The 6,396-nt window shown below is 43.3% G+C and carries 2 protein-coding genes; one reads left to right on the plus strand and one right to left on the minus strand.

Translation table 11 applies throughout. The annotated features are described in order from the left end of the window. Nucleotides 1-4,641, plus strand: a 4,641-nt coding sequence (locus tag QUA53_RS28355) for an AAA family ATPase (RefSeq protein WP_333101107.1), incomplete at its 5' end; no start/stop codon positions are given. A gap of 745 nt (nt 4,642-5,386) precedes the next feature. On the opposite strand, the gene QUA53_RS28360 is transcribed toward QUA53_RS28355, so the two are convergent. Beyond that, complete coding sequence (locus QUA53_RS28360; RefSeq protein WP_333249264.1) at nt 5,387-5,893, minus strand: helix-turn-helix domain-containing protein; 507 nt, start codon at nt 5,891-5,893, stop codon at nt 5,387-5,389. Between the last annotated feature and the right edge of the window lie 503 nt (nt 5,894-6,396).

Raw genomic sequence — 6,396 nt, forward strand, 5'->3', positions numbered from 1 at the left:
ATTGTCATGAAGCTGATGGCGAAGAATGCCGAAAAGCGCTATCAAAGTGCCTGGGGATTGAAACATGACTTAGAAAAATGCTGGCAGCAGTGCCAAGAAACTGGAAAGATTGAAACTTTTGAGTTAGGAACGCGGGATATATGCGATCGCTTCCTGATTCCTGAAAAGCTTTATGGTCGAGAACGAGAAATACAGCAACTTTTAGAAGCATTTGAACGAGTAGCACAAGGGAACAGCGAAATGATGCTCGTTGCAGGCTTTTCCGGCATCGGAAAAACCGTTGTCGTCAATGAAGTTCACAAACCAATTGTCCGACTGCACGGCTATTTTATTAAAGGTAAATTTGACCAGTTTAATCGCAATATTCCCTTTTCGGCATTTGTGCAAGCATTCCGCGATTTAATGACACAATTGCTCAGTGAAAGCGATCTCCATATCCAAGCATGGAAAACCAAAATTTTAGCAGCCCTAGGTGACAACGGGCAAGTCATTATTGAAGTCATTCCCGAACTAGAACGGATTATCGGACAACAACCCGCAGGTCCAGAATTATCAGGGATAGCTGCTCAAAATCTGTTTAATTTACTATTCCAAAAATTTATTTCTGTCTTCACCACCAAAGAGCATCCCTTAGTGATGTTTCTGGATGACTTACAATGGGCAGATTCGGCATCTTTAAAGTTGATGCAATTGCTCATAAGTGAATCCCAGTCCAGTCACCTGCTACTAATTGGAGCCTATCGAGACAATGAAGTTTCGGCTGCCCATCCCTTAATGTTGACTTTAGATGAAGTCACGAAAATAGGGGCAATTGTCAATACCATCACACTCGCACCTCTGGCTAGAACCAGTTTGAATCAATTAGTAGCAGATACGCTGACTTGTTCTCCTAAGTTAGCAGAACCGCTGACGGAATTGGTGTATCAGAAGACAAAAGGAAACCCATTTTTTGCGACGCAGTTTATCAAGGCATTGCATCAAGATAAATTGATTGTTTTTAATATTCAAGCAGGATATTGGCAGTGCGATATTAGCAAAATTACAGAAGCAGCACTGACGGATGATGTAGTTGAATTCATGGCGCAGCAGTTACAGAAATTGCCCGTTGAAACTCAGGATGTTTTAAAATTAGCCGCTTGCATTGGCAATCAGTTCGATCTGACAACATTAGCAATTGTTTCGGAAATCTCGGAGACGGCAACAGCAACGGCTTTGTGGAAAACTTTACAGGAAGGTTTTGTTTTACCTCAGAGTGAGATTTATAAATTTTATGTAGGGCAAGAAGATAACATAGATCGCTCTACTTCTCAAACAGTTGTCTATCGCTTCTTGCACGATCGCGTCCAACAAGCTGCTTATTCTTTGATTCCGGAAAAAGAACGCGCGATCGCTCATTATCAAATCGGGCAATTACTCCTGCAACAAATTTCAGCAGAAGCCAGAGAAGAACGCATTTTTGAATTAGTCAATCAGTTGAACTACGGAACCATACTGTTTGTAGAACAAAAGGAAAGGGAGGAACTCGCCCAACTCAACTTCACTGCTTGCCACAAAGCCAGAGCCGCCACCGCATATCAAGCCGCCCGCGAATATGCCACAGTGGGGCTGCAACTGCTGGGAACAGACGCTTGGGAACGGCATTATGAAATGACCCTATCCCTGCACGACTTAGCTGCCGAGGTGGCTTTCTTGGCGGGCGATTTTGAGCAGATGCACAAGTGGATTGAAGCGGTCATTCATCATGCGAAAACACCTTTAGAACAGGTGCAAGTTTACCAAGTCAAAATCCAGGCATTGGTCGCCCACAATAAATTTGTCGAGGCGATCGCGATCGGTCAATCAGTCTTCCAAATGTTAGGAGTAAACCTACCAAATGAACCAACCCTAGACGATATTCGGCAGTTGAAGCAAGAAATTGATGCCTTAATTGAAGGTCGCTCTATAGAATCATTCTTTCATCTGCCGAAAATGAGCGACCCTCAGCAATTAGCCATTATGCAAAATGCGGCTCGGCTGACACCCGTCTGTTATATGTCCGGCACCAAGCTTTATTTCCTGGTGGTGGCACTTCAGGTTAAGTTGTCCATCCAATTCGGGAATAGTCCGGTTTCCGCTTTTTGCTACGTGGGTTACGCCTTCCAACTGAGGATGCTGTGGGGCGATATGACAATGGTGCCTCAGTTTGGGCAATTAGGATACCAACTCGCCCTAGAACCCGATGCCAAAAACATTCGAGCCGCAACCGCCATGTTAATGGGGGCATATGTTGGTTCTTGGACGATCCATCTGCAAGAAACGCTGCCCATTCTTCTCGATGGCTATCAAGCTGGATTAGAAACAGGCAATCTAGAATTTATGGGCTACGACGCCCAGTTGTACTGTTTCAATGCTTATTGGTACGGTCAACCGCTAGCTGAACTCGAACCGCAAATTCGCGCCTATTACCAACAGTTGTGCGACCTCCACCAAGTCACAGCAGCAAACTGTGTGTTGGCGTACTTGCAGGCGGCTCAAATTCTCTTGGGTCAGTCAGAGGACGAGATTCCTTTACGCCAGGATGCCTATGAAGAAAAAGTCTTGGCTCAAGCAAAAGTCGATTTTTACCGACTATCTTTCTTCTACTTGTATCGATTCACATTAAATTACTGGCTGGAAGACTTTGCTAAAGCAGAACACGATGCTGCTCAAACGCGACAGTATTTGGCTGGAGGGATGGGAAGTATTGTTGAACCTATCTTCTACTTCTATGATTCTCTGAACGTGCTGGCCACTCCTGGTGAATCGATGTCCCAGTCGGAGCCGCGATGGCAGCGAATGGAAGAAAATCAAGCCAAGCTCAAAGACTGGGCAGATTATGGTCCCATGAATTACTTGCACAAATATCATTTAGTTGAAGCCGAAAAAAATCGCGTTCTTTCTCGCAAAACAGAAGCTTTAGAATTTTACGATCTAGCAATTAAAGGAGCGAAGGATAACGGTTATATCCAAGAGGAAGGATTAGCCAACGAACTCGCGGCCAAATTCTACTGGGAATGGGGCAAAGAAAAAGTCGCCGCCAGCTATATGCAGGAGGCGTATTACTGTTATGCCCGTTGGGGTGCACTAGCTAAGGTTGAAGACTTAGAAAAACGCTATCCCCAATTACTTGGGCCTATCCTGAATCAGCCAAAACATCGCTTTAATCCTCTAGAGACGCTGGCAACGATTAGCCACTCTTCCCAGACTTCCAGTAATAGCAGCACCAGTATTTCCCAGGCCCTAGATTTCGCATCTATTGTGCAAGCTGCTCAAGCTTTATCCAGTAAAATTCAGCTTGATGAATTGCTCGACACCCTCAACCAAATTATTTTAAAAACTTCGGGCGCCGAAACTTGTGCTTTGCTACTCCCCCATCAGAAGGAATGGCAAATCCGGGCAATAACTCACATTAATCCAGATAACCAGTTACCCACAACCCTGCTGCAAACCCAACCTCTAAATGGCTCGGCGGTGATTCCGCTCAAGCTGGTTTATTATGTCAAACACACCCTGGAAACTGTGGTTATTGAAGGTGGCAAAACCGATATTCCGGGTTTAATGAATGACTGTACGTTCCAGTATCACTCTCAAAGTATGCTATGTACTCCGATTCTCGATCGCGGGAACTTAGTTGCGATACTTTATCTGGAACATAGCTCGACAAAAGGAGTGTTTACTCGCGATCGTCTCCTCGTCCTCAACTTCCTCTGCACTCAGGCTGCCATTTCCCTAGAAAATGCGCGATTGTATCAGCAAGCCCAGGACTACGCCCACCAGGTGGAACAATCTCAACTGCAATTAGTGCAGAGCGAAAAAATGTCGGCTTTGGGGAATTTAGTGGCTGGAGTTGCCCATGAAATTAATAATCCCGTTGGATTTATTTCTGGCAATATTCATGAGGCGATCGCCGCCGTCAAAGATCTGACTAAATACCTGCAAGTCTACCAAGAAAAATTTCCCCATCCTGGAGATGACATCGAGCAAATAGCAGAAGAACTTGACATCGAATATCTCTTAGAAGATTTACCAAAAATGTTGAATTCGATGCAAATCGGGTGCGATCGCATTCAAGGTATCAGCACCAGTCTTCGTACCTTTTCCCGCTCCGACAAAGATTACAAAGTTCCTTTCAATATTCATGACGGAATTAACAGTACGATTTTGATTCTCAAACACAGATTGAAAGCGAACGAACAGCGTCCAGCGATTGAAGTTGTGAAAGAGTATGGGAACTTGCCCTCAGTGGATTGCTTCCCCGGACAATTAAATCAGGTGTTTATGAATATATTGGCTAATGCCATTGATGCACTGGAAGAATCAAATCGGGAACCGAGTTTAAAGAAGATTAAAGCCCCAGCTAATTGCATCACGATTCGGACAGAAAGGCCGTCTAAGGAGTGGGTGACGATTCGCATTTCTGACAACGGGCCAGGGATATCAGATGAGATAAAAGGTCATATTTTTGACCACTTATTTACTACCAAGGGAGTAGGAAAAGGCACGGGGTTGGGATTGGCGATCGCACGGCAGATTGTAGTTGAGAAACACGGCGGTACAATCGAGGTAAATTCTGTAGTTGGAAAAGGGACGGAGTTTACGATATCATTGCCGATGAAAGGATAAGACTAGGGAGGATCTCATATTGGTAAAAACACTTCTTCTGGCTCCTTCCTTCTTCTTCTTTCCTCCTGCCTTCTGCCTCCTCTCTCCTGCCTCAAAATTTCAATTTTGGGCTGGGTTGCTTTCATTGAGATACTCCCTAATACCATTTTCTTAAAGTCTTGCTACAGATATGGCTTCTAAAATGAACTTCCATCCCGTCAAAGAAGCAATTACTTGATTCGTTAACTTTTCTAACTCTTTTTGCAGCGCCGCTCTTAACTTTTCTATTTGTTCAAATCTCAACCATTGCAATTGTTCTTTTATGTATCCCCACAGTCTTTCTATTGGGTTTACTTCTGGACTTTAGGGGGGTTAAAATAGTAAAATAACGTTTTCTGGCATACTGAGCTTTAAAGAGTTATGAAACCCTCCATTATCTACTTGAATTAGATGTAAATCCTCCGGTTACTCACTAGCAAAAAGCTCTAAAAATTTCTCAAAGCACACTGTATCTAAATGACTAAACTCATAAAAAAAACTGGCTTTTGTTAGCGGCTCTACTGAACCATACAACCACAAATAAGTAAAGTCCCATTGTACTTTGCCTTGCGGTTTTATGCCGTAATCGGTTAGCTTTCTTCTTTGAATTGTATGTAACCCCATTCGACTTTCGTCTTGACTCCAATACCGCTTTTTTTTCCATTGTTTGAAAAAGCTCTGACTTTTACTCAGACTGGCTTTAATTAAGATTGGCAGTTTTTTTTAACTATTCTACTGCTCCTGATTTCTGCTTTTCATTCACAGGAAGTGGAACTTTTAATTTGCCTTTAAGGCGATATCTTACCCATTGATGCACTGTCCGATATGCCACAGGAATGTCACAACAGCTTGTCAACCATTGATGTACTTCTTTGTAGCTACTGAATCCTTCTACTTGGTTTAACTCTTCTGATAATTTCTCTACAATTTCGGGATTCATTATTCTGGGTCGACCCGGACGAGGTTTCTGGCATAATAATTCTTCTATTCCCCCAGTTCGGTAGCTAGACAACCATCTTTGTATTGTGGTACGATGCTTACCTAAGCGCACCGCAGCAGACAATATACTATCCACTCTTTGGGTTTTGAGCCAATACAGAATCAGCAGTTTGTCGTGGCGCACAGCATCTTTCTCTAGACCCAGCAAAGTTTTCAGTTCTGCTGCGGTTTCTCGAATTACAATCTTGGCAACTCCTGACACTGTTTTGACCTCTATTTGGCTACTAAATTGCACAATGCACTTCTACTAACTGTAGCACTGTTTTATGAAATTGGTATAAGACTATCTTGATAGAGCGCCATCTTTCTGTTTAAAAGTGAAAAATCATAAAAGCGGTAGAGTCGGTCTGTTGGGGATATCGTAGTTCTATTTTCCTCAGACTCGACCAATAAAAGTGTATAGTTACAATAGTTCGGACAGTTTTTATATAGCCCAATGGCTTATGCTCGCTTGACTTCGCAGCCCCTGTGGATAATTAAATCAATGTCAGCTCTACCCCTGACTTACATTTAATTCGACTTTTTTATGCTCCTGGCCCCGCGTAAGCTTGTAGTATCCTTCCAAAAACTGTGCGGAGTATTTATTGATACTTAGTTACAAGAGTCAATGTCTAAGATGGAGTAATCCAGAGGAGTAGCGCAGTGGATTTGACAAACCGAGTTTCAGAATATCATCTGGTTGAGCAATTATACTGCGGTTCGAGAACCCTAGTATATCGAGCGCTCCGAGAAACAGAC

Source organism: Microcoleus sp. Pol12B3, assembly GCF_036701355.1.
Classification (GTDB): Bacteria; Cyanobacteriota; Cyanobacteriia; order Cyanobacteriales; family Microcoleaceae; genus Microcoleus.